The sequence below is a fragment of the Bradyrhizobium sp. 45 genome (assembly GCF_023073155.1).
In the GTDB taxonomy this organism is placed as follows: Bacteria; Pseudomonadota; Alphaproteobacteria; order Rhizobiales; family Xanthobacteraceae; genus Bradyrhizobium; species Bradyrhizobium canariense_D.
The window spans coordinates 68,231-91,103 of the sequence record NZ_JADPIX010000024.1 but is presented as its reverse complement, the minus strand read 5'-3'; the positions used below and the strand labels follow the sequence as shown (position 1 = coordinate 91,103).

Below are 22,873 nucleotides of genomic sequence, written 5' to 3'. Positions count from 1 at the left end.
AGATGCGGGGTCGCGACCTATATAACAGGCATGCGTCCGCAAGACATCCTGCTGCCAGTTGCCGCCGGCCTATGCTGTAAGCCGGGCGGCTTCCATATCGACCCCGTCCGGCCGGTCGAGCGGGCCGTGATCACCCACGGCCATTCCGACCATGCCCGCGCCGGCCACGGCGCGGTGCTGGCGACGCAGGAAACGCTGGACATGATGCGGCTGCGCTATGGCGAGAATTTTGCCGGCTCCACCCAAGCAATCCACTATGGCGAGGAGATCCGGCTCGGCGACGTCAGCGCGAAGTTTCACCCGGCCGGCCATGTGCTCGGTTCGGCGCAGGTCGCGGTCACCTGCAAGGACACCTGCATCGTCGCCTCCGGCGACTACAAGGATGCGCCCGACCCGACCTGCACGCCGTTCGAGCTCGTACGCTGCGACGTCTTCATCACCGAGGCAACGTTCGGCCTGCCGGTGTTTCGCCATGGCGATGCGGCCGACGAGGTCAAGAAGCTGCTGGCGTCGGTGGCGCTATTTCCGGAGCGCGCGCATCTCGTCGGCGCCTATTCGCTTGGCAAGGCGCAGCGCGTGATCGCTCTGCTGCGCCAAGCGGGTTACGACGCGCCGATCTATCTGCATGGCGCGATGGAGAAGATCACGCATTACTATCAGAGCCGCGGAATCGAGCTCGGCGAGTTGCGGCCGGCGAAGGGCGTCAAGAAGGCGGCGCTCGCCGGCACCATCACGCTGGCGCCGCCCTCTGCAACATCCGATCTCTGGACCCGCCGGTTTCCCGATCCCGTCACGGCATTCGCCTCTGGCTGGATGCGGGTGCGCGCCCGCGCGCGGCAACGCGGCATCGAGCTGCCGCTGGTGATCTCGGATCACGCCGATTGGGACGGCCTCACCGCCACGATCGCCGCGACCGGTGCCGGCGAGATCTGGGTTACCCATGGCCAGGAAGACGCGCTGGTGCATTGGTGCCAAAGCAAGGGTTTGCGGTCGCGGCCGCTCGATCTCGTCGGCTATGGCGACGAGGAGGAGACCGAGACGCCGCTCGCTGACGAGGCCGAAGCATGAACCGCTTCGCCGAACTTCTCGACCGCCTCGCCTACGAACCCGGCCGCAACAACAAGCTGCGGCTGATCACGAGTTATTTTCGCGAGGTCGCCGATCCCGATCGCGGCTACGCGCTGGCCGCGCTGACCGGTGCGCTGAGTTTCAAGCACGCAAAACCTTCTCTGCTGCGCGATCTTATCGCCCAGCGAACTGACCCGGTCTTGTTCGGCCTATCCTGGGACTATGTAGGCGATCTCTCCGAGACAATCGCGCTGATGTGGCCGAAGGCCGTGGGTGTCCACAACAACCCACCTCCCCCAACCCTCACCGAGGTGGTCACCACCCTGCGCACCCTCGGCAAGACCGAGCTGCCGAAGCAGCTCGAGCGCTGGCTCGACGAATTGGATGAGACCGGCCGCTGGGCGCTGTTGAAGCTCGTCACCGGCGCGTTGCGCATCGGCATCTCCGCGCGCCTGGCAAAGACCGCGGCCGCCGCGCTCGGCGACAAGGACCCGCATGAGGTCGAGCTGATCTGGCCCGGTCTCGCGCCGCCTTATCTCGACCTGTTCGCCTGGCTGGAAGGCCGCGGCGACAAGCCAGTCAATCGCGATCCCGCGCCGTTCCGTCCTGTCATGCTGGCGCATGCGATCGAGGACACCGATTTCGCTGCACTCGATCCCGCCGACTACATCGCCGAATGGAAATGGGACGGCATCCGCGTGCAGGCGGTGGCCGGCCGCGACGAGCACGGCCACATCACCGCTCGGCTCTATTCGCGCACCGGCGAGGACATCACCGGGAGCTTTCCGGACCTCGTGCCGTCGCTGCGGCTGCCCGGCGCCATCGACGGCGAGCTTCTGATCCTGCGCGAAGGGCGCGTGCAAAGTTTCAATTTTCTGCAGCAGCGGCTCAACCGCAAGGTCGTGTCTCCGAAGCTGATCAAGGAATTTCCGATTCATCTGCGCGCCTACGATCTGCTCGGCGACGACGAGAACGATTTGCGCGAGCTGCCTTTCGCGGAGCGGCGCGAACGGCTGGAGACCTTCATCGGTAAGCTCGACGATCCCCGCATCGATCTGTCGCCCACCGTCGCCTTCGCAAGCTGGGAGGCGCTGACCGCAGCACGCGCCGATCCCGCCAGCGCTGGTGCGGGCGAGGACGCGGACGCCGTCGAAGGCGTGATGCTGAAGCGGCGCGACGCACCCTATCTGCCGGGGCGGCCGAAGGGACAATGGTGGAAATGGAAGCGCGATCCGCACATCATCGACGCCGTGCTGATGTATGCGCAGCGCGGCCACGGCAAGCGCTCGTCCTACTATTCCGACTACACCTTCGGCGTTTGGACCGCAGGGCCGGGCAGTGACGAACTGGTGCCGGTCGGAAAAGCCTATTTCGGCTTCACGGACGAGGAGCTGCTCCAGATCGACCGCTTCGTGCGTCGCAATACCACCGAAAAATTCGGCCCCGTCCGCCACGTCGTGCACGAGCCAGACAAGGGGCTGGTGCTGGAGGTCGCCTTCGAGGGGCTGCAGCGCTCACCACGGCACAAATCCGGCGTCGCGATGCGCTTTCCCCGCATCAGCCGGCTGCGCTGGGACAAGCCGCCGCGGGAGGCCGACCGGCTGGAAACGCTGGAAAAGATGCTGAAAGCGGAGGCGGCCGAGGTTGAGGCTTAAGAAGCCCCGGGCGTGTGCTTGCCCGAATTAAAATCCCGTAAGCCGATTGACGCCCCCTCACAGGTTCCCCATGTCCCCGCCTTGCCCTATGATAGGTCGAATCCCCTGAGGAGTTTGAGATGGCCCACGACGTCAGAGATTTGCCGGCCGGCCGCAGTGACGGCCTGCACCGCTTTCTCGGCGGCTCGCCGCTGGCGGTCGCGTTTCGCCTGGTGCTGCTCTCGATCCTCGTCGGCGTCGTGCTGGCGGCGATCGGCTTCGACCCCTGGAATATCATCTTAAGCATTCGTCTTCTGTTCCAGCGTTTGTGGGATCTCGGCTTCGATACCGTGAACTGGCTGTGGCGCTACTTCCTGCTCGGCGCTGTCATCGTGATTCCGATCTGGCTGCTGATGCGCGTTTTCGGCGCGCCACGCAGGTAAAGGATTTGGAGCTGGCGGCCGATGCAATTGCGCTTTGTCGGCTGCGGCGACGCCTTCGGATCCGGCGGCAGGCTCAATACCTGCTTCCACGTCTCGGGGCGCGAAGCCAACTTCCTGATCGATTGCGGCGCGTCGGCTTTGCCGGCACTGAAGCGGCTGGAGATCGACCGCAATGAGATCGATCTCATCCTGATCACGCATTTCCACGGCGACCATTTTGCCGGGCTGCCGTTTGTCCTGCTCGACGCACAATTCTCGCGGCGGACGCGGCCGCTCACGATCGCCGGCCCCAAAGGCATCGAGACGCGGCTGCGTGAGGTGATGGAGGCTCTGTTCGAGCACTCCTCGAAGACGAAACAGCGCTTCGAGCTGTCCGTCGTCGAGCTCGCGCCCGAGCAGAGCCAAAGCTTCGGCGCGGTGACGGTGACGCCCTATCCCGTCGTGCACGGCGAATCCGGTGGACCGTTCCTCGCTTATCGCGTCGAAGCCGAGGGTCGCACGCTGGCCTACAGCGCCGATACCGAATGGACGGAGACGCTCATTCCGCTGGCGCATGGCGCCGACCTTTTCATCGCCGAAGCCTATATGTACGAGAAGGTGGTCAAGAATCACCTCAGCCTGACGACCTTGGAACAGCACCTTCCCGAAATCGGCGCAAAACGCCTCGTGCTCACCCATATGAGCGAAGACGTGCTGTCGCGCCTCGACGACATCGCCCATCTCGCCGCCGAAGACGGCATGGTGCTCGTGTTCTGACATGCACGCACCCGTTCACTTGAAGATCGGTTCCCGTCAGGTCTTCGCCATCGCAGGCCCGGCGATGGTCGCCAACCTCACCACGCCACTGATCGGCGTGGTCTCGACCACCGCGATCGGACGGCTGGACGACGCCGCGCTGCTCGGCGGCGTCGCCATCGCGTCCGTCATCTTCGATTGCCTGTTCTGGCTGTTCGGTTTCCTGCGCATGAGCACGCTCGCCTTCACGGCGCAGGCGCTCGGCGCCGGCGAGACGCGCGAGCTGACCGCGATCCTGGTGCGCGGCTTCATCGTCGCCGGCTTGATCGGCGTAGCACTGATCGCGCTGCAACTGCCGCTGGCCACCGTGCTGTTCGACCTGATGGGCGGCAGCGAAGGCGTCACGCGCGCGGCGAAAACCTACTTCGTGATCCGGATCTGGTCGGCGCCGCTGGCGCTCGTCAATTATGTTATCCTGGGCTGGCTGGTCGGCCAGGCTCGCGCCAACCCGGCGCTCGCGCTCCAAATCGTCATCAATCTCGTCAACGCGGCGGCGACGATCCTGCTGGTGCTGGTCTACGACACCGGGATCGCAGGTGCTGCGATCGCAGCGCTGCTGTCTGAAGCGGCCGGATTCGGCCTCGGCATGATCGTCTGCCGCCGCTATGCGGACGGTGGGTTCGCGGTGCCGTACGCAGAGCTGTTCGACCGGGCCAAGCTGATGCGGCTGCTGGCCGTGAATTCCGACATCCTGATCCGTACCGCGGCGCTGATCGCCGTGTTCTTGTTCTTCACCGCCAAGGGCGCGCGGGCCGGCGACGTCACGCTGGCCGCGAATTCCGTGCTCAACAATTTTCTGCTGGTCAGCGCCTTCTTTCTCGATGGTCTAGCGAACGCAGCCCAGCAGCTTTGCGGCCGTACGCTCGGCGCACGCGACGCCAGGGGATTTGCTGATTCGACCCGGCTGGTGCTGCTATGGGGGCTCGGCTTCGCGCTGGTCGTGTCCGCGCTATTCGCGGTATTCGGGCCGAACTTAATCGATTTCATGACGGCGAGCGAAAGCGTCCGTCGCGGCGCGCGGGAATTCCTGCCGTTCGTCGTGCTCGCGCCGATTCCCGGCGTGTTCGCCTTCGGCTTCGACGGCATCTATATCGGCGCGACCTGGGCGCGTGAGATGCGCAATCTGATGCTGGCCTCGCTCGCGATCTTCCTCGCCACATGTTGGGCGCTGCAATCGTTCGGCAATGCCGGGCTGTGGAGCGCGCTGATCGCCTCCTACGTCTCGCGCGGCGGCTTGCAGGCCGCGCGCTATCCGGCGCTGTACAGGAAGACGTTTTCGAGGTCGTAGCTCTCGTGTCCCGGACACGCTGCAGGGTGAAACGCTGCTGCGCGGAGCCGGGACCCAGAATGCCGCGAGCGTGGGCCCCGGTTCAGCAGTGCATCACTAACGTGCTGCGCTGCGCTCGGGGCACGAGACCGCCTACATCCCCGGCCAGTCTTCCGCCGTCAGCGTGGCGGCGTCGGAGCCGACGATCTCGGAGAGAGAATCCCGCCCCGTCCGCAATAGGGTCGAGGCGAGGTCACGCTTGATCTCGTCGACGATGCCGAGGCCCTTGTAGACCAGCGACGAATAGAGCTGGATCAGGCTCGCGCCGGCGCGGATCTTCGTCAGCGCGGCGCCGCCCGAGTCCACCCCCCCGACACCGATCAGGGGGAATGCGCCCTCGACGCGCACATAGGTCTCCGCGACCATCCGCGTCGACAGCCGGAACAGCGGCCGGCCGGACAGGCCGCCCTGCTCCTTGGCGCGCATCTCCTCGCGCAGCGTACTCGGCCGCGCGATCGTGGTGTTCGATACGATCATGCCATCGACCCGGCGCGAGCGCGCGACCTGCACGACGTCGTCGAGCTGGGCGAGGCTCAAATCCGGCGCGATCTTGAGCAGCACCGGCGTGTCGCCGGCGCTCTCGCGCACCCGCTGGCGCGCGTCGATCACCCTGGCGAGGAGATCGTCGAGCAGCGCGCCTTCCTGCAGATTGCGCAGGCCCGGCGTGTTCGGCGAGGAGACGTTGACGGTGAAATAGCTCGCGACCGGCGCAAAGGTCTCGATCAGCTTGACGTAATCATTGACCCGATCGGGCGAATCCTTGTTGGCGCCGACATTGACGCCGACGATGCCGCCGTGCTGCGCGCGCGCCGCAAGCCGGCGCAGGGCTGTCTCCGCACCGTCATTGTTGAAGCCCATGCGGTTGATCACGGCCTCGTCGCGCTCCAGACGAAACAGCCGCGGTCGCGGATTGCCGCTTTGCGGCTTCGGCGTCACCGAGCCGATCTCGACGAAGCCGAAGCCGAGCCGCAGCAGCGCATCCGGCACTTCGGCGCTCTTGTCGAAGCCCGCGGCCATGCCGATCGGATTGGGGAAGTTGAGCCCGAACGCACGCACCGCAAGCTTGGGATCGTCAGCGTGCGGCTTGCCCGGCGGCAGGAAGCGCAGGCCCTGGATCGCGAGGCGATGCGCATCCTCCGGATCGAGCCAACGCAGCACCGGCAGCGAGAGAGCGTCGAAAGCGCGGATCACGGGGCAAGCTCCGGAACATCGTGGCCGCCGTCGGAGCGCGTGTTGAGGTTCATCACAGCCATCACCGCGCCGAGATCGAGCTCGCCATAGAGATGCGGAAACAGCTCCTCATTGCGCGAGCGCTCCCAGCGCAACGCGCTGCCGAGCGCATCGCCGTCGACCTCGACCAGGAACAGCGCGCGCTGCCCGACATAATGCTTCTGCAGGGTCTCGGGAACCTGGGCGGCGGTCGAGAAATGGATGAATCCGTCGCGCGAATCGTCCGCGCTGCCGCGATAAACGCCCTGCCGTTCCGCCTCGCGCCAGGCCGAGGCCGGACAGATTTTGTAGATCTTGACCACCGCTTACGCAGCCCTGTTTGCCCGGGGAGACAGCTCTTTGAGTCTCCTGGGGATTTTCGTCTCTCGTGGGTCGTTAAATCCCGGGCGGGACCGTAAAGGCCACCCCTGCCGAACTCAAGACTTAGACGCCGCCTCTTGCACCGAAAACGGAAAACCGATTGATTTGAGGATAGTTTTCCTGAGTTGCGACGGGCTGGACCTTCCATGGTCAGGCAGGCCAAAGCGCAGAGGATGCTCACCCACGACCAGATCTGGGGCGCGCTGGATCGGCTGGCGGCGCGTGCCGGCCTGTCGCCGTCCGGCCTCGCCAAGCGCGCCGGGCTCGATCCCACCACCTTCAACAAGTCCAAGCGCGTTACCTCCGACGGCCGCGAGCGTTGGCCCTCGACCGAATCGATCGCGAAAGCGCTGGCGGCGGCAGATTCGTCGATCGACATTTTTGCCAGGCTGGTCGGCGACGAGGCAGGCGGCGGCCGTTCGGTGCCGCTGCTCGGCTTCGCACTGGCGGGCGCGAGCGGCGCCTTCGACGAGTCCGGCTTTCCCGTCGGCAAGGGCTGGACCGAATTTGCCCTTCCCGCCTTCGAGGGCAACCATAGCTTCGCGCTGCAGATGTCCGGCGAAGCGCTTGCGCCCGCCTATCGCGACGGCGACATCATCCTGGTCGCGCCCGGCGCGCCGATCCACAAAGGCGATCGCGTGGTGGTGAAGACCAACGCGGGCGAGCTGACGGTGGCGACGCTGAAGCGCCGCACCGCAAAGGCTCTGGATTTGCAGCCGCTCGATGCGACGCAGGCCGAACGCAGGATGGCGGCGAGCGAGGTGGTGTGGATCGCGCGGATCGTGTGGGCAAGCCAGTGAGGCCTCGGTGTCGTCCTGGCGAAAGCCAGGACCCATTACCTCGGGAGAAGTTGTGGCACCAATTGGCCACTCCGAGTCTCCGTAACCACATCCGGCGGTGGCTATGGGTCCTGGCTTTCGCCAGGACGAATCGGGGAGATAGGTCGCGCCTACAACTCAGTTCCGTAGCCCTCACGCACTCCGCGCCAGCGCGCCGTCGATCATGTTGACCGCGTTCTGCACGCCATACACCGCGACAAAGGAGCCGAAGCGCGGGCCCTTTTCCTGGCCGAGCAGCACCTGGTAGAGCATGTTGAACCAGTCGAGCGTCACGCCCGGACGGCCGTCCTTGCCCTTCTTGACCTGGTCGAGGAACGGCTCGCGGCGGCCGATCTCGTAGACGACGTTCTGGATGTCCTCGGCCGAGGCGTCCTGCGGAAGCTGCGATAATGCATCCCGCAAATCCTGCAGCGCCGCGCGCTCGGTCTCGGTCGGTTCGCGGAACGTCTTCGTCGGCGCGACGAAGTCGCGATAATAGTTGATGGCATAGCCGACCATCGCGTCGAGCTTGGGATGCGTCTGCGGGCTCACACCGGGTCGGTAGCGACCAATGAAACCCCACAGTGTCTCGGCATTCTCCGCATTCGACGACGACACCAGCGTCAGCAGGAGCTGGAACGTGACGGGCATGTCGAACTTCGGCGGATGGCCATTGTGGACATGCCAGACCGGATTGCCGAGCTGCTGCCTGGCGTCCTGCTTCGCAAAGCCGTCGATGAACTGCTGGTAGTCGTCGACATTGCGCGGGATGACGTCGAAATACAGCCGCTTGGCCGCCTTCGGCTCGCGATACATGAACAGCGACAGCGATTCCGGCGAGGCGTAGCGCAGCCATTCGTCGATGGTCAGCCCATTGCCCTTCGACTTCGAGATCTTCTGGCCCTTGTCATCGAGGAAGAGCTCGTAGTTGAAGCCCTCCGGCGGCGTGGCGCCGAGCGCCCTGGCGATCGCGCCGGAGAGTTTGACCGAGTCGATCAGGTCCTTGCCGGCCATCTCGTAATCGACGCCGAGCGCGACCCAGCGCATCGCCCAATCGGCCTTCCATTGGCACTTGACGTTGCCGCCGGTGACCGGCGTCTCGACTTCCTGGTTGGTATCGGGATCGAGGTAGGTCACCGTGCCGGCCGCAACGTCGCGGCGGATCATCGGCACCTGCAGCACGACACCCGTGGTCTTGCTGATGGGGAGGAACGGCGAATAGGTCGCGCGGCGGTCGGGACCGAGCGTCGGCAGGATGATCGCCATCACCTTGTCGTAGGCCGCGAGCATTTTGAGCAGCGTCGCGTCGAAACGGCCGGACGTGTAATAGTCGGTCGAGCTCGCGAATTCGTAGTCGAAGCCGAAATGATCGAGGAAGGCGCGCAGCCGCGCATTGTTGTGGTGCCCGAACGACGGGTATTCGTTGGAGAACGGATCCGGCACCCGCGTCAGCGGCTTGCCGAGATGCGCGGCCAGCATCTCCTTGTTGGGGACGTTGTCGGGCACTTTCCGAAACCCGTCCATGTCGTCGGAGAACGCGAGCAGGCGGGTCTTGATCTTGTTCTCGGTCAGCACATGAAAAGCGTGCCGCACCATCGAGGTGCGCGCGACCTCGCCGAAGGTGCCGATATGCGGCAGGCCTGATGGCCCGTAGCCGGTCTCGAACAGCACCTCGTCCTTCGGGCTTTTCTTCAGCCGCGCGACAATGGCCTTCGCCTGCTCGAACGGCCAGGCGTTGGATTGTTCGGCGAGCGCACGCAGATCGCTCGGATTCGCGGCAAGATCGATAACAGACATCTAAGGGGCCTCCGGGCCGCGGAAAATAGCGATTTCCGGGCAGAATGCAATTTTGTGAGACCCTCATCCTGAGAGCTTGTGACGCTTTTGCTCGTTCGGAGCGCCTCCGCAGCGCATAAATGATAACTCATTGACGAACTCAGAGCCGCCATTTACCGCGATAAACAGCCCCACTCCGGCGGCAGCTAGAGGTCGGTGCCGTGCTTGGATTAACGAGCGCTCCATAGGAGCGGGTCTCGAAGGATGCCCGTGAAGGGCGGGCCGCGCTCCCCACCATGAGGGTCTTCTTGCGCCTCACGTCCCGCGCGGCTTGACCCGCCGGGTCGGCAGCGCATTCGCCGGATCTTCCGGCCAGGGATGGCGCGGGTAGCGGCCGCGCAAATCGGACCGCACGGCACTGTAGCTGCCGCGCCAGAAACCGGGGAGATCGCGCGTCACCTGCACCGGGCGCTGCGCCGGCGACAGCAGTTCCAGCACCAGCGGCACCTTGCCGGCGGCGATCGAGGGATGGGTGTTGAGGCCGAACAATTCCTGCAGCCGCACCGCGATGGTCGGCCCCTGCTCGGCTTCATAGTCGATCGCGAGCACGCTGCCGGTCGGGGCCTCGAAATGCGTCGGCGCCTCGCGGTCGAGCCGCGCGCGCATCTCCCACGGCAACAAAGCCATCAACGCGTCGGAGAGATCGCCGGCGGAAATATCCTTCAGCGCGATCATGTCGTAGAGCGCCGGCACCAGCCAATCGTCGCGCCGCGCGATCAATCCGTCGTCCGAGAGATCGGGCCAGCTGTCGCCTTCGGCCCTGCGCAAAAACATCACGCGATCGCGCCATTGTTTGGCTACCTTCGACCAGGGCAGCCGGTCGAGTCCGGCGGCGATCAACCCGTCGGCGAAGATGCGCGCAGTGTCCCCCGAGGGCGACACGGCGAGCGTCGCCTCGGAGAGCGTGATCGCGTGCAGCGCGCGCTTGCGCCGCGCCCGCAGCGCCATCGCGCCGCGATCGAACGAGATCTCCTCGACGGATTCGATATGCTCGGCGAAATGCCGCTCGATCTCGTCCTGCGAGATTTGCGCCGCGAGCAGAATGCGCCCGCTCGCCGCCGTGCCGGTCATCTCGCCGACCGCGATATAAGGCGTGCGCGCGAGCGACGAGGTCTGATCCACCGCAGCACCCCGGCCGTTGGCGAGCACGAAGCTGCCATTGCCGCGGTTGCGCGCGACGCGATCCGGGAAGGCGTAGGCGAGCATCAGGCCGGTCGAGAGGTCACCTTCTGCGGTCGCCGCCTTCTCTGACGCCGCCACCTGCGAAGCCCAGCGCCGGGCGAGGTCGCGCGCGCTTGCGGCACGCGGGGAACGGTCGCGGCGGAACTGATCGCGCCGGTGCTCGAGATCGACGCTGTCGCCGCCGAGCCCGCGCTCGGTGATGATGGCCGCGATCTCGGCGGCGGCCTCGCCTTCGCCGGCACGGTGCGAATCCACGATCATGCGCGCGAGCCGCGGCGGCAGCGCCAGCGCGCGCAGGCTCTTGCCCTCCGCGGTGATGCGGCCATCGCCATCGAGCGCGTTGAGCTCGGAGAGCAGGCTTTTTGCTTCCTTCCAGGCCGGCTGCGGCGGCGGGTCGAGAAACGACAGCGCGGCAGGATCGGCGACGCCCCATTGCGCGAGATCGAGCACCAGCGAGGACAGATCGGCGCTGAGGATCTCGGGCTGGGTGTAGGGCGCTAGCGAGGCTGTCTGAGGTTCGTCCCAGAGCCGGTAGCAGACACCGGGCTCGGTGCGGCCGGCGCGGCCGCGGCGCTGGTCCGCCGCCGCGCGGGAGACGCGCACGGTCTCGAGCCGGGTCAAGCCGATGTCGGGCTCGTAGCGCGGCACGCGGGCGAGACCGGAATCGACCACGATGCGCACGCCCTCGATGGTGAGCGAGGTCTCCGCGATCGAGGTCGCCAGCACCACCTTGCGCGTGCCCTTGGGCGCCGGCGAGATGGCACGATCCTGCACGGCGGCGTCGAGCGCGCCAAACAGCGGCACGATTTCAATGCTGGAATCGTGTATGCGTTCGGCGAGGAAATTCTGGGTGCGGCGGATTTCGGCGGCGCCCGGCAGGAACGCCAGCACCGAGCCGGCATCGGCCCGCAGCGCCGAGGCGATCGCATCCGCCATCTGCCGCTCGATCGGCGCGTCAGCCTTGCGGCCGAGATAGCGCGTCTCGACCGGAAAGGCGCGGCCCTCGCTTTCGACGACGGGCGCTTCGCCCAGCAATTTTGCCACGCGGGCGCCATCGAGCGTTGCCGACATCACGAGGATGCGCAAATCCTCGCGCAAGCCCAGCTGCGCGTCGCGCGCCAGCGCCAGGCCCATGTCGGCATCGAGCGAGCGCTCGTGGAATTCGTCGAACAGCACGGCGGCGATGCCCGACAGTTCGGGATCGTCGAGAATCTGGCGGGTGAAGATGCCCTCCGTCACCACCTCGATGCGGGTCGCGCGCGAGATCTTCGAGCCGAAGCGGACGCGATAGCCGACAGTCTCGCCGGCGCGTTCGCCGAGTGATTTGGCCATGCGGTCGGCGCTGGCGCGCGCCGCGATGCGCCGCGGCTCCAGCACGATGATCTTCTTGCCTTTGGCCCAGGGGGCATCGAGCAGCGCCAGTGGCACGCGCGTGGTCTTGCCGGCGCCAGGAGGGGCCACCAGCACGGCGGCATGATGCGCCTCCAGCGTGCGCGAGAGGTCGTCGAGCACGGCATCGATCGGGAGGGGCGTGTCGAAACTGAGGGGCAAGGCCTGTCCATTCGTCACGCCCGAGCAAAAAGCGCGAAGCGCGTCTTCGCACGGAAGTCGCCGGGCATCCACGTCGTCACACTAGAAAACAGACGTGGATGGCCGGGACAAGCCCGGCCATGACGGAATCGTTGCGAGGTCGGATCGCTAGCCCTGCACCGGCGGCCGTCCAACACTCTCATAGACGAAGCCGGCCGCAGCCATCTCCTCGGGGCGGTAGATGTTGCGCAAGTCGACAATGACGGGCTGTGCCATGGTTGCCTTCAGCCGGTCGAGGTCGAGCGCACGGAACTGCACCCATTCGGTGACGATCACGATCGCATCGGCGCCTTCCGCGCAGGAATAGGCGTCTTCGCAATAAGTGATGCTGGGCAGCTCAGTCTTCGCCTGCTCCATGCCGACGGGATCGAAGGCCTTCACCTTCGCGCCCATGTCGATCAGGCCGGTCACCAGCGGGATCGACGGCGCGTCGCGCATGTCGTCGGTGTCGGGCTTGAAGGTGAGCCCGAGCACGGCGATGGTCTTGCCGCGCAGCGAACCGCCGAGCGCCTGGCTCACTTTTCGCGCCATCGCCCGCTTGCGGTTCTCGTTGACCGCGAGCACGGATTCGACGATGCGCAAGCTCACGTCGTAGTCCTGCGCGATCTTGATCAGCGCCTTGGTGTCCTTTGGGAAGCAGGAGCCGCCGAAGCCCGGACCGGCGTGCAGGAACTTGGTGCCGATGCGGTTGTCCAGGCCAATGCCGCGCGCGACCTCCTGCACGTTGGCGCCGACCTTTTCGGAGAGGTCCGCGATCTCGTTGATGAAGGTGATCTTGGTCGCGAGGAAGGCGTTGGCGGCGTATTTGATCATCTCGGCGGTGCGGCGTTCCGTGAACATCAGCGGCGCCTGGTTCAGCGACAGCGGACGATAGATATCGCTCATCACCTTGCGGCCGCGCTCGTCGGAGGTGCCGACGACGATGCGGTCGGGGAATTTGAAGTCGCGGATCGCCGCGCCCTCGCGCAGGAATTCGGGATTCGAGGCGACGACGACGTCGGCTTTGGGATTGGTCTCGCCGATGATGCGCTCGACCTCGTCGCCGGTGCCGACCGGAACGGTCGACTTGGTCACGACGACGGTGAAGCCGGACAGCGACTGCGCGATCTCTTTCGCAGCGGCATAGACGTAGGACAGATCAGCATGGCCGTCGCCGCGGCGCGACGGCGTGCCGACCGCGATGAAGACAGCATCGGCATCCGCAACCGGCTTGGACAAATCGGTGGTGAACTCCAGCCGCTTGGCCTTGACGTTGGTCGCCACCAGCTCGTCGAGCCCAGGCTCGTAGATCGGGATCTCGCCGCGATGAAGGGCCGCGATCTTCTTCTCGTCCTTGTCGACGCAGATGACGTCGTGGCCGAAATCCGCAAAGCAGGCTCCGGACACCAGTCCCACATAGCCCGTGCCGATCATAGCAATGCGCATGAAAAACCCTGTTTGGCTTGGTTAACAAAACCCCAATTCCACGGCGGTTTAGCATTTTCCCGGGGTGAGGGAACAGCCCGCGTGCAAAAAACGGCACAGCAATTGTACCAGTAAAGAAATCGTAAGCCGCAAGGCGGCAAACTGCTCCGCGTTCACACAGATGCTGGCGGAACACGCCTCGAAAAGAGACACCATGGCACCATCAGGCACAATCGCCGCGAGCGGGGGACTCAAGGCCCCGGCTGCTGCGCGCGTCGATTGGGTCGATTACGCCAAGGGCATCTGCATCGTCATGGTCGTGATGATGCATTCGGTGCTGGGGGTCGAGCTTGCCGCCGGCGAGACCGGTTTCATGCATGTTTTGGTGGCCTTCGCGAAGCCATTCCGGATGCCGGATTTCTTCCTGATTTCGGGTCTGTTCCTGTCACTGGTGATCGACCGGGACTGGCGAACCTATCTCGACCGCAAGATGGTGCATTTCGCCTATTTCTATGTCGTCTGGGTGACAATCCAGTTCGGCTTCAAGGCCCCCGCATTCGCAGCGGAAACGAGCTGGCGCGACGCCGGATTGCTATATCTGGAATCCTTCGTCGAGCCGTTCGGCACGCTATGGTTCATCTACCTCCTGCCGATCTTCTTCGTCGTCACAAAACTGACACGGCGCATGCCGCAGCCCGCGATATGGCTCGTCGCGGCCGCGCTGGAGACGGCGCGCATTTCGACCGGCTGGACCGCGATCGACGAGTTCTGCGCGCGCTTCATCTATTTCTATTCGGGCTATCTGTTCGCGCCCTACGTGTTCGCGCTGTCGGACCGCGCGCGCAATCATCCCGCATGGGCGCTGACAGCGCTCGCGACATGGGTGCTGGTCAATGCCGGCCTCGTTGCGCTCGGCGCCAGCGAATGGAAAATCGTATCGCTCGTGCTCGGCTTCGCCGGCGCCTGCGCCATCATCACGATGGGCACGCTGCTCGCGCGCGTGCAATGGCTGAATGTCTTCCGCTTCTGCGGCGAGCATTCGATCGTGATCTATCTCGCCTTCTTCCTGCCGATGGCGGCGACACGGACGCTGCTCTTGCGCACGGGCATCATTCCCGACATCGGTGCGGTGTCGCTGATCGTGACCATCGCCGGCGTGATCGGCTCGCTCGCAATCTGGCAGATCGCACTGCGCCTTGGCGGCAACTTCCTGTTCGAGCGGCCCGATGCGTTCTGGATCGCGCCGAAGAAGACAAGCGCGGTGTTGCAGGCGGCGGAGTGATACTCTGCTGTCATCCCCGCGAAGGCGGGGATCCAGTATTCCAGAGGGCAGCAGTCGTATACGGAGAAGCCGCAGCGTACTGGATTCCCCGCCGTCGCGGGGAATGACAGCGGGGGATGCGGGAAATGACAGTGGGGATAGCGGCATCCGCAAGCCAAAAATCCACCTCCCAAGGCTGTCAAATCCCGCAAAAATTCATACATTGCGGCCATGCCCAAGAGCTCCCCAAAGACCACCGCCCAAGCTGACACCAAGGCTGCCGCGCCCAAGGCCGCCGAAACCAAGCCCGCTGCTGCGACAGCTGCTGCCAAGCCCGTTGCCGCGAAGGCGGCCGGCAAGGGCGATCATGTCTTCCTGGTCGACGGTTCCGGCTACATCTTCCGCGCCTACCATGCGCTGCCGCCGATGAACCGCAAGTCCGACGGCTTGCAGGTCAATGCCGTGCTCGGCTTCTGCAACATGCTGTGGAAGCTGTTGCGCGAGATGCCCGAGGACAACCGGCCGACCCATCTGGCGATCATTTTCGACAAGTCGGAAATCACCTTCCGCAACAAGATCTATCCTGAGTACAAGGCACACCGGCAGCCGGCCCCGGACGATCTGATCCCGCAATTTTCGCTGATCCGCGAGGCGGTGCGCGCCTTCGACCTGCCTTGCCTGGAACAGGTGGGCTTCGAGGCCGACGATTTGATTGCGACCTATGTACGGCAAGCCTGCGAGCGCGGCGCAAGCGCGACAATCGTGTCCTCCGACAAGGACCTGATGCAGCTCGTCACCGACTGCGTCACCATGTACGACACCATGAAGGACCGCCGCATTGGCATCCCCGAGGTGATCGAGAAGTTTGGCGTGCCGCCGGAGAAGGTGGTGGAAGTGCAGGCGCTGGCCGGCGATTCCACCGACAACGTTCCTGGCGTGCCCGGCATCGGCATCAAGACCGCGGCGCAGCTGATCGTCGAATATGGCGATCTCGAGCAATTGCTGTTCCGCGCCACCGAAATCAAGCAGCCGAAGCGGCGCGAGGCGCTGATCGAGAACGCCGAGAAGGCGCGCATCTCGCGGCAGCTCGTATTGCTCGACGACAAGGTCGACCTCGACGTCCCGTTGGACGATCTCGCCGTCCACGAGCCCGATGCGCGCAAGCTGATCGCGTTCCTGAAGGCGATGGAGTTTTCCACGCTGACGCGCCGCGTCGCCGAATTCTCGCAGATTGACCCGGCCAACGTCGATGCAGATCCCGGCTATTCCAGCGGCGCCAGCGTCTTCTCGCCGCTGCCGCCTTCGGACGTCGTGCCGGCCCCGGGACCCGGCGCGCCGGCGCAAGTTCCGGTGGGCCAGCGCAACCCTTCGGCGAGCAAGGAGGACAAGGCCGCGAGTCCGAAGGGCGCGCCGATTTCGCTCGCCGCCGCGCGGGAAGAGGCTTTGCGCAAGCTTCCGGTCGACCGCAGCAAGTACCAGGCCATCAAGACGCTCGCGGAATTGAACGCGTTCATCGCGCGCATTCACGATGCCGGCCATGTCGCGGTCGAGATCCGGGGAAACTCGATCGATCCGATGCAGGCCGACCTCTGCGGTATCGCGCTGGCGCTGGCGCCGAACGAGGCCTGCTACGTGCCGCTGGCGCACAAGCAGTCCGGCGGCGGCGCCGGCCTGTTCGACGCGGGCCTCGCGCCCGACCAGGTCAAGCACACTGATGCGATCGAAGCGTTGCGGCCGGTGCTGGAATCACCAGGCATTCTCAAGATCGGCTTCGAAGTCAAATTCACCGCGGTGATGCTGGCGCAGCACGGCATCACACTGCGCAACACCGATGATGCGCAGCTGATCTCCTACGTGCTCGATGCCGGCCGCGGCTCGCACGCGCTGGAGCAACTGTCCGAGCGCTGGTTCGGTCACGCGATGCTCAAAGACAACGAGCTGCTCGGCAGCGGCAAGGGCAAGATCACGTTCGACCAGGTGCCGATCGACAAGGCCGCGTCGCTGTCGGCGGAAGGCGCCGACGTGACCTTGCGCGTCTGGCGCGTGCTGAAGCCGCGCCTCATCGCCGAGCACATGACCACGGTCTACGAGACGCTGGAACGCCCGCTGGTCGCGGTGCTCGCACGCATGGAGCGGCGCGGCATCTCGATCGATCGTCAGGTGCTGTCGCGTCTCTCCGGCGACTTCGCCCAGACTGCGGCCCGTGTCGAAGCCGAGATCCAGCAGATCGCGGGCGAGCCGGTCAATGTCGGCAGCCCGAAGCAGATCGGCGACATCCTGTTCGGCAAGATGGGACTGTCGGGCGGCACCAAGACCAAGACCGGCGCGTGGTCGACCACCGCTCAGGTGCTCGACGAACTCGCCGAGCAGGGCCACGAGCTCCCGCGGAAGATCCTGGAGTGGCGCCAGGTCTCTAAGCTGAAATCGACCTACACCGACGCGCTGCCGACCTACGTCAATCCCCAGACCCACCGCGTCCACACGACCTACGCGCTGGCCGCGACCACGACGGGCCGACTGTCGTCGAACGAGCCGAATTTGCAGAACATTCCGGTGCGCACTGAGGACGGGCGCAAGATCCGGCGCGCCTTCATCGCAACGCCAGGGCACAAGCTGGTCTCCGCCGACTATTCACAGATCGAGCTGCGGCTGCTCGCCGAGATCGCCGACATTCCCGTGCTGCAGCAGGCGTTTCGCGACGGTCTGGACATTCACGCCATGACGGCATCGGAAATGTTCGGCGTGCCGATCAAGGGCATGCCGAGCGAAATCCGGCGCCGGGCCAAGGCGATCAATTTCGGCATCATCTACGGCATTTCGGCATTCGGCCTTGCCAACCAGCTCGGCATCGCGCGCGAAGAGGCCTCCGCCTACATCAAGAAATACTTCGAACGCTTCCCCGGCATCCGCGCCTACATGGACGAGACGCGCGACTTCTGCCGGAACCACGGCTACGTCACCACGCTGTTCGGACGGAAGATGTACTATCCCGACATCAAGGCTTCGAACGCCTCGGTGCGCGCCTTCAACGAGCGCGCCGCGATCAACGCCCGGCTCCAGGGCACCGCCGCCGACATCATCCGCCGCGCCATGACGCGGATGGAGGATGCCCTGGTCCTGAAGAAACTGTCTGCGCAGATGCTGCTGCAGGTGCATGACGAATTGATCTTCGAGGTACCGGACGCGGAGGTCGAGGCGACGCTCCCCGTCGTGCAGCACGTGATGCAGGACGCGCCGTTCCCGGCCGTGCTGCTCTCGGTGCCGCTGCATGTCGATGCACGCGCAGCGAACAATTGGGACGAGGCGCATTGATCGGACGGTACCGCCCCGGCGAAGGCACACGCACAAGCTGAATTGTCCTCCGAGCAATTGCGCGATGGCCCCACTGCGCCACGCATATTAGAACCGTGCCGTCTCCCGCACCGGTTCAGCCATGCCCCACGCCTCCGCCCTGCTCGGCTTCGCTCTCGTCTGCCTCGGCCTCGTGCTCACGCCCGGGCCGAACATGATCTACCTGATCTCGCGTTCGATCACGCAAGGGCCTGCGGCGGGCATCGTCTCGCTCGGCGGCGTGGCGCTCGGCTTCTTGTTCTACATGCTGTGCGCGGCATTCGGCATCACGGCGCTGCTGCTCGCCGTTCCCTTCGCCTATGACGCGCTGCGCTTTGCCGGCGCGGGTTATCTGTTGTGGCTGGCCTGGCAGGCAGTGAAGCCGGGCGGGCGCTCGCCGTTCCAGGTGAAGCAGCTTGCGATCGACAGCCCGCGCAAATTGTTCGCGATGGGGTTCGTCACCAATCTGCTCAACCCGAAGATCGCGATGCTTTACCTCGCGCTGCTGCCGCAGTTCATCGATCCCACCGCCGGCAGCGTGCTGGCGCAGTCAGTGGTGCTCGGCGCGATCCAGATCGCGATCAGTGTCAGCGTGAATGCGATGATCGCGCTCGCGGCCGGGTCGATCGCGCTGTTTCTCGCAAGCCGGCCAAGCTGGATGCTGGTCCAGCGTTGGCTGATGGGCACGGTGCTGGCCGGGCTTGCGGTGCGGATGGCGGTGGAAGCGCGGAAGGTGTGATTTTCCCCTCTCCCCGCTTGCGGGGAGAGGGAGAGAAAGATCAATCTAGCTTCGCCTCCATGCCCCGCTTCACCGCCGGGCGGGCCATCAGGGCCTCGTACCAGCGCTTGACGTTGGGAAAGTCGGCCAGGTCAACCTTGTGGCGAGGGTGACGCCAGGCCCAGCCCAGGATGGCAAAATCGGCGATCGAGAGCTCGCCGGCGACGAAATCGCTGGACTCCAGCCGGCGGTCGAGGACGCCGTAGAGCCGTCGCGTCTCGGCCATGTAGCGCTTGAGGCCGTAGGCGCGGTCCTGCTCGTTCTCGAGCGCGATGAAATGGTGCACCTGGCCCGGCATCGGCCCGAAACCGCCCATCTGCCACATCAACCATTCATAAACGGGAATGCGGCCCGAAAGCGATTTCGGCAGAAATTTGCCGGTCTTTTCGCCGAGATACAGCAGGATCGCACCCGACTCGAAGATGCTGACGGGCTTGCCGTCCGGGCCATCAGGATCGACGATCGCGGGGATCTTGTTGTTGGGTGAGAGCTTCAGGAACTCCGGCGCCATCTGTTCGCCCTTGCTGATATTCACCGGGATCCCCTTGTAGGGCAGCCCCATCTCCTCCAGCGCGACCGAGATCTTGCGGCCGTTCGGCGTGTTCCAGGTGTGCAGCTCGATGGTCATTTGTCGCGTGTCCTTGCCCAGCCTTCTTGCAGGTTTTCTTGCCCGAGATATCCGGCATCCACCTACCCCAGAACGTTGCACCCCCACAACCGGCCGCCCGGGATGGCCGATCCCTGTTGACGGGGGAAGCCCCCTCTGGAATGTCGAGGCCGTCGCGGATAAATTCCGCCACCTCCAAAAATGCTCCCGAGGGCCCGCCGTGTCTAAATCAGCCTCCCGCGCCCGCCTGTTCGAGATCATCCGCCGGCGCTCCTTCGGCCGCGGCGAGGTGACGCTCGCGTCGGGCCGCAAGAGCGACTTCTACTTCAACCTCAAGCCGACCATGCTCGACCCGGAGGGTGCGACCCTGCTCGCCGAGTTGACCTATGAGGCGCTGAAGGATGACCAGCTCGATTTCATCGGCGGGCTTGAGATGGGCGCGGTGCCGCTGGCCGGCGCGCTGGCGCAGATCTCCTGGATCAAGGGCCATCCCATCGCGGCCTTCTTCGTGCGCAAGAAGCCGAAGGAGCATGGCGCGAAGCTTGCGATCGAGGGGCTGCCCAGGGGCGAGACGCTGGAGGGCAAGCGCGTCGTGATCGTCGAGGATGTCACCACCACCGGCGGCTCGGCGATGAAGGCCGTGGAAGCGGTGCGCGAGACCGGCGCGGAAGTGGTGCTGGTGCTGACCATGGTCGACCGCGAGGAAGGCGCCGACGACACCTTTGGCGCGGCCGGGCTGCCGTTCCGCTCGCTGTACAAGGCGTCGGAGTTCTTGAAGGCTTGAGCGGCTAGACTTTTTCCGCCGTCGTGCCCGGGCTTGACCGGGCATCCACGTCTTTGCCGCACCAGAGATCCTGGATGGCCGGGACAAGCCCGGCCATGGACGAGGTCCACCCGTCCGGCGACACCGCTCCTCCCCCCTCAACCGCTCATTTACCATCCCGCCTTATGGTGAATCATGTGCTGAGACCTGATGGTCCCGGCCGGTTGGGTAGCGCCGGGTGGAGTAAGCGTTTGCGTACAGTCATGTCCCATGCGCGCCGGTGGCGTCGCGCGATGCTCGTAGCCGCCACATTGGCAGCACCGCTGGTTGCGGCTCCGGCCCCGGTTTCGGCCGAAGGCCTGTTCGACTTCTTCTTCGGCGGAATGCAGCAGCAGCAGCGGCCGCAGCGTGAGGTGCCGCAGCAGCCGAGCTCCTACGCCGATCCATTCACCGGCCAGCAGAACGGCGCAAGTCCGCCATACGTGCCGCCGACACGTTCGGCTGCGGCCGGCGGCTCGGGACCGGCGTTCTGCGTGCGCAGCTGCGACGGCAAATATTTTCCGCTGATGCGCGGTCTCACCTCGCCCGCGCAGATGTGTCAGGCGTTCTGTCCTGCAAGCGCCACCAAGATCTATTTCGGCTCCTCGATCGACGGCGCGGCGTCGCAGACCGGCGAGCGCTATGCCGATAGCGAGAACGCGTTCGCCTATCGCAAGGCGCTGCGCGCCGACTGCACCTGCAACGGCCGCGAGCCGGTCGGCCTTGCTCCGGTCGATCTGGCGCTGGACTCGTCGCTAAAGCCCGGCGACGTGATCGCCACCAGCGACGGTCTCGTCGCCTATACCGGCATCCGCGTCGGCAACGACCAGGCCGCGGACTTCACCCCGGTCGCCTCCTATCCCGGTCTCACCGCGCAGGTCCGCGCACGGCTCGGCGAGATGAAGGTGGCGCCGGTGCGCGCCGACACGGTGGCGGCGGATGCCCCTGCCGCGGAGATCGTGCGCGAGACGCTCCCCGACGTGACGGTGCCGAAAACGCAAAAGCCGGCGAAGCGGGCTGGGCTGGACTAGCTCAGGCTCGTCTGTAGCCAAGCCGTCATTGCGAGCGACTTGTCCGCCGAAGCTCGAAGAGCGAAGGCGGAAGCGAAGCAATCCAGTCTGGCTCCGTGGAGGCACTCTGGATTGCTTCGTCGCAAGAGGCTCCTCGCAATGACGGAGGATGGTGGGTCACCGTCCGATGATCACGCCGATCACGTTCGGCGCCGCCAGATATTTCTCCTCGATCGCCGCGCGCGCGGCGGCGCGGTTGTCTGCCGTGAGCAGGCCGCGCTTCTCGGCTAAAATCATCCAGCAAAAACCCCACCAGTCGGTGAGCATGCCTTGGTCGTCGACGAGATCATAACCCTGCTCGGCGGCGAAGATGCGCGCATGCGCTTCGTCAAGCGTGTCGAGGAACAGATGGTCCTGCGCCGAAAACAGATCGTCGCTGACGTCGTCGATGGTGTAGCCCCAGATCGACTGGCACACCGCGTTGAACTCGCGGTCGAACTGGTCGTCGTCGACCGCGTGGCGCCGCGCCGCCTGATGCAGCCGCGACAGCGAGCGCGCGAAATCGGCGATCCTGGTGAGGGCAAATTGATCGAAGGCAATGGTGGACATGTAGTCCTCGCGAAGTCTGGCAGACGCTAGATATGGTGTCGGCAACACGCCGAATCACAATGATATATCAAAGACTTGCTAAAGTGTTCTTAATTTGTTCTGATGTTAGGCGCGATTGTTGGAGAGCGTCGTCCTGGCGAAAGCCAGGACCCATTACCCCGGTCAGTGTTGCTTTTGCGGGTTGGGCCATGAGCACGAGCAGCTACTTCGTCTACATTCTCGCAAGCCGCCATCACGACACGATCTATATCGGAATCACCAACGACGTCCGCGCGCGGCTTGAGCTACATCGTTCGGGTCGCGGCTCGAAGTTCGTGCACAAGTATAAAATCTTCCGCCTCGTTCATGTCGAAGCCTACGCAACACTGCAGGAGGCGATCGCGCGCGAGAAGCAGCTCAAGTTCTGGAAGCGGGACTGGAAGATCAAGCTGATCGAGGAAGAAATCCCGATTGGAATGATCGGTCAGGCCTCATCTGACAGGCGGGTAATGGGTCCTGGCTTCCGCCAGGACGACACCTTCTTCGTTGCACCAGCCCCTGCTCAATTCGCCGCTGACATCAACTTATCCCCGCACGCGCTTGCGTAAAATTTGCCGCCGCATTGGCGCTTGATGGCGGCGCAGCGGGCGGCGGAGGATGCGTTTTGCGGAAGCGTGACGGCGCAGCTCAGGCCGTCGGCGCTGCGGCCGATCTTGCCGGCGGCGAAGGCGGCGCTGGACGCGGTGATGCAGACGACGAGGAAGGTGGCGGTGGCGATTTCGATCAGCCGTCGCGTCACAGGTCTCATCA

Annotated in this window: 19 protein-coding genes and 1 pseudogene; 12 read left to right on the top strand and 8 right to left on the bottom strand. The window is 65.0% G+C overall.

All coding sequences use genetic code 11. The features are described from left to right. The first annotated feature begins 30 nt into the window (after nt 1-30). The 5 genes from IVB42_RS03970 to IVB42_RS03950 all read left to right on the top strand — a co-directional run bounded on the left by IVB42_RS03970 (nt 31) and on the right by IVB42_RS03950 (nt 5,228). A complete protein-coding gene (locus IVB42_RS03970; RefSeq protein WP_018460031.1) occupies nt 31-1,068 on the top strand; it encodes a ligase-associated DNA damage response exonuclease in 1,038 nt (345 codons plus the stop codon). Next, nucleotides 1,065-2,723, top strand: coding sequence for an ATP-dependent DNA ligase (locus tag IVB42_RS03965; RefSeq protein ID WP_018460032.1), 1,659 nt, complete (start codon nt 1,065-1,067; stop codon nt 2,721-2,723). Before IVB42_RS03970 ends, IVB42_RS03965 begins: the two co-directional genes overlap by 4 nt. A 119-nt stretch (nt 2,724-2,842) precedes the next feature. Then, complete coding sequence (locus IVB42_RS03960) at nt 2,843-3,145, top strand: DUF6460 domain-containing protein (RefSeq protein ID WP_018460033.1); 303 nt, start codon at nt 2,843-2,845, stop codon at nt 3,143-3,145. Between the two features lie 21 nt (nt 3,146-3,166). After that, nucleotides 3,167-3,901, top strand: a complete 735-nt coding sequence (locus IVB42_RS03955) for an MBL fold metallo-hydrolase (RefSeq protein ID WP_018460034.1) — start codon at nt 3,167-3,169, stop codon at nt 3,899-3,901. A gap of 1 nt (nt 3,902) precedes the next feature. Next, nucleotides 3,903-5,228 (top strand): MATE family efflux transporter, encoded by a 1,326-nt coding sequence (locus IVB42_RS03950; protein WP_026233928.1) that lies wholly within the window; start codon nt 3,903-3,905, stop codon nt 5,226-5,228. Between the two features lie 132 nt (nt 5,229-5,360). Here the strand turns inward: IVB42_RS03950 and IVB42_RS03945 are convergent, their stop codons facing one another. Beyond that, nucleotides 5,361-6,458 (bottom strand): quinone-dependent dihydroorotate dehydrogenase, encoded by a 1,098-nt coding sequence (locus IVB42_RS03945; protein WP_018460036.1) that lies wholly within the window; start codon nt 6,456-6,458, stop codon nt 5,361-5,363. Further along, nucleotides 6,455-6,799 carry a DUF952 domain-containing protein gene (locus tag IVB42_RS03940; RefSeq protein WP_018460037.1) on the bottom strand — a complete coding sequence of 115 codons (345 nt, stop codon included), beginning with the start codon at nt 6,797-6,799 and terminating at the stop codon, nt 6,455-6,457. Before IVB42_RS03940 ends, IVB42_RS03945 begins: the two co-directional genes overlap by 4 nt. 204 nt (nt 6,800-7,003) lie before the next feature. Here IVB42_RS03940 and IVB42_RS03935 point away from each other — a divergent pair, with 204 nt between their 5' ends. After that, a complete protein-coding gene (locus tag IVB42_RS03935) occupies nt 7,004-7,657 on the top strand; it encodes a helix-turn-helix transcriptional regulator (RefSeq protein WP_018460038.1) in 654 nt (217 codons plus the stop codon). A 171-nt stretch (nt 7,658-7,828) separates the two neighbouring features. On the opposite strand, the gene IVB42_RS03930 is transcribed toward IVB42_RS03935, so the two are convergent. The 3 genes from IVB42_RS03930 to IVB42_RS03920 all read right to left on the bottom strand — a co-directional run bounded on the left by IVB42_RS03930 (nt 7,829) and on the right by IVB42_RS03920 (nt 13,708). Continuing rightward, entirely contained in the window at nt 7,829-9,472 is a 1,644-nt protein-coding gene (locus IVB42_RS03930; RefSeq protein ID WP_018460039.1) for a lysine--tRNA ligase, read from the bottom strand. A gap of 294 nt (nt 9,473-9,766) precedes the next feature. Further along, nucleotides 9,767-12,244 carry an ATP-dependent helicase HrpB gene (gene hrpB, locus IVB42_RS03925; RefSeq protein WP_026233929.1) on the bottom strand — a complete coding sequence of 826 codons (2,478 nt, stop codon included), beginning with the start codon at nt 12,242-12,244 and terminating at the stop codon, nt 9,767-9,769. Between the two features lie 147 nt (nt 12,245-12,391). Further along, nucleotides 12,392-13,708, bottom strand: a complete 1,317-nt coding sequence (locus IVB42_RS03920) for a UDP-glucose/GDP-mannose dehydrogenase family protein (protein ID WP_018460041.1) — start codon at nt 13,706-13,708, stop codon at nt 12,392-12,394. 193 nt (nt 13,709-13,901) lie between these two features. On the opposite strand from IVB42_RS03920, the gene IVB42_RS03915 reads away from it, so the two are divergent. From IVB42_RS03915 to IVB42_RS03905, 3 genes are all read left to right on the top strand, one after another. Then, nucleotides 13,902-14,969: an acyltransferase family protein gene (locus IVB42_RS03915; RefSeq protein WP_026233930.1), complete on the top strand. Its 1,068-nt coding sequence runs from the start codon at nt 13,902-13,904 to the stop codon at nt 14,967-14,969. A 210-nt stretch (nt 14,970-15,179) separates the two neighbouring features. Beyond that, complete coding sequence (gene polA / locus IVB42_RS03910; RefSeq protein ID WP_018460043.1) at nt 15,180-18,260, top strand: DNA polymerase I; 3,081 nt, start codon at nt 15,180-15,182, stop codon at nt 18,258-18,260. Between the two features lie 121 nt (nt 18,261-18,381). Next, nucleotides 18,382-19,017, top strand: a complete 636-nt coding sequence (locus IVB42_RS03905) for a LysE family translocator (RefSeq protein WP_018460044.1) — start codon at nt 18,382-18,384, stop codon at nt 19,015-19,017. A gap of 40 nt (nt 19,018-19,057) precedes the next feature. Here IVB42_RS03905 and IVB42_RS03900 read toward each other — a convergent pair whose 3' ends face one another. Beyond that, nucleotides 19,058-19,684, bottom strand: coding sequence for a glutathione S-transferase family protein (locus tag IVB42_RS03900; RefSeq protein WP_018460045.1), 627 nt, complete (start codon nt 19,682-19,684; stop codon nt 19,058-19,060). 199 nt (nt 19,685-19,883) lie between these two features. On the opposite strand from IVB42_RS03900, the gene pyrE reads away from it, so the two are divergent. Together pyrE and IVB42_RS03890 are read left to right on the top strand one after the other, a co-directional pair. Next, nucleotides 19,884-20,447: an orotate phosphoribosyltransferase gene (pyrE, locus tag IVB42_RS03895; protein ID WP_018460046.1), complete on the top strand. Its 564-nt coding sequence runs from the start codon at nt 19,884-19,886 to the stop codon at nt 20,445-20,447. 272 nt (nt 20,448-20,719) lie between these two features. Beyond that, nucleotides 20,720-21,496 carry a DUF2865 domain-containing protein gene (locus IVB42_RS03890; RefSeq protein ID WP_083926594.1) on the top strand — a complete coding sequence of 259 codons (777 nt, stop codon included), beginning with the start codon at nt 20,720-20,722 and terminating at the stop codon, nt 21,494-21,496. Nucleotides 21,497-21,652: 156 nt separating this feature from the next. Here the strand turns inward: IVB42_RS03890 and IVB42_RS03885 are convergent, their stop codons facing one another. Beyond that, a complete protein-coding gene (locus tag IVB42_RS03885) occupies nt 21,653-22,084 on the bottom strand; it encodes a hypothetical protein (RefSeq protein ID WP_018460048.1) in 432 nt (143 codons plus the stop codon). 188 nt (nt 22,085-22,272) lie between these two features. On the opposite strand from IVB42_RS03885, the pseudogene IVB42_RS03880 reads away from it, so the two are divergent. After that, nucleotides 22,273-22,562 (top strand): annotated as a pseudogene (locus IVB42_RS03880) (GIY-YIG nuclease family protein). Between the two features lie 63 nt (nt 22,563-22,625). On the opposite strand, the gene IVB42_RS03875 reads toward IVB42_RS03880, so the two are convergent. Next, complete coding sequence (locus IVB42_RS03875; protein ID WP_247393477.1) at nt 22,626-22,871, bottom strand: hypothetical protein; 246 nt, start codon at nt 22,869-22,871, stop codon at nt 22,626-22,628. Nucleotides 22,872-22,873: the final 2 nt, after the last annotated feature.